Origin of the sequence: Epilithonimonas arachidiradicis (genome assembly GCF_003610695.1) — a bacterium.
Taxonomy (GTDB): Bacteria; Bacteroidota; Bacteroidia; order Flavobacteriales; family Weeksellaceae; genus Epilithonimonas; species Epilithonimonas arachidiradicis.
Map to the genome: position 1 here is coordinate 1 of NZ_RAQH01000015.1, position 1,366 is coordinate 1,366.

General features: G+C 37.8%; 1 protein-coding gene. It reads left to right on the forward strand.

The window, feature by feature from the left end; genetic code table 11:
* Positions 1-116 precede the first annotated feature (116 nt).
* Entirely contained in the window at positions 117-1,319 is a 1,203-nt protein-coding gene (locus BXY58_RS16825) for an IS256 family transposase (protein WP_120215038.1), read from the forward strand.
* The last annotated feature ends 47 nt before the right edge of the window (positions 1,320-1,366 follow it).

Here is a 1,366-nt window from a genome sequence, read left to right on the forward strand (position 1 = left end):
GGTAGCGTCTCACTAACTGTGTAAGTTAAAAAGTTATTCTGAAAAATTTTTGAGCCCTCTAAAGCTCAAAAATAATTTTCGGAAATAACTTTTTATTATTTTTAACCTATATAGTTATGATCGACAAAGAAGAATTATTAAACAACAAGGATTTCTATAAGTCCTTTAAAAATGGAGAAGATTTAACCTCTTTCTTCAAACAGATGCACAAACGTGCCGTTGAGCATATGCTGGAAGCAGAACTTGATGCTCATCTGGACAATGAAAAACATGAAAAAACCAAAGAAGGGAACTATCGCAACGGACATGGAACCAAGAAAATAAAATCCTCTTTTGGAGAGAGTGAAATCAAAGTTCCCAGAGACAGGGCAAGTAGTTTTGAACCTGTATTAGTTCCAAAAAGGCATAACATCATTGAAGGTTTGGAGAATATTATTATCTCATTCTACGCCAAAGGTATGAGTGTGAGCGATATCGAAGAGCAGATTAAAGAATTATACGATTTTGAAATATCTTCCTCTGCCATTTCCAGAATTACCAATGCCGTTGCCACCGAAGTGGTGAGCTGGCAAAACCGTCCGTTAGAAGATTTGTATTTAATTGTCTGGATGGACGGAATCGTATTCAAGGTTCGTGAAAACTCCAAGGTCATTAACAAAACCATGTATTTGGCAGTAGGATTGAATCGGGAAGGAAAAAAAGAAGTTCTTGGAATGTGGCTTGGTAAGAATGAAAGTTCGAGCTTCTGGATGAGTGTTTTAACGGATCTCAAAGCTCGTGGCGTGGAAGATATCCTCATTACGGCAACAGATAATCTGAACGGATTTCCTGGGACCATTCGCTCAGTTTTCCCACAATCTCAAACCCAGATCTGTGTGGTTCACCAGATCAGAAATGCCTGTAAATATGTGGTCTGGAAGGATAGAAAAGAGTTCTCTGCTGATATGAAGCATATTTACACCGCGCCAACAAAACAAGCAGCAGAAGCTGCTCTAAGGGATTTTGCAGAAAAATGGGAAGACAAATATTCCTACGCCATCAAATCCTGGAGGGATAATTGGGATGAATTAACCGTATTTTTTGAGTTTCCTTTAGAAATCCGTAAAATCATTTACACCACCAATTTAATCGAGAATCTCAACGGCAAAATCCGAAAATACACCAAAAACAAAATGTCTTTTCCTACGGATGATGCTGTGCTGAAATCTGTTTACCTTGCTTTGAAAGAAGCCACAAAAAAATGGTCGATGCCAATCCAGAATTGGGGTATTATTCTCAACCAATTTATGCTTATTTTTGAAGAAAGGCTCAGATTATAAAATCCAAGCCCTCACTTTTTAACTTACACACTTTATGGGAGAGTGTC

Excerpts from the sequence above, each read along its gene's own strand:
- BXY58_RS16825 (WP_120215038.1), top strand. The coding sequence starts at position 117 with ATGATCGACAAAGAAGAATTATTAAACAACAAGGATTTCTATAAGTCC.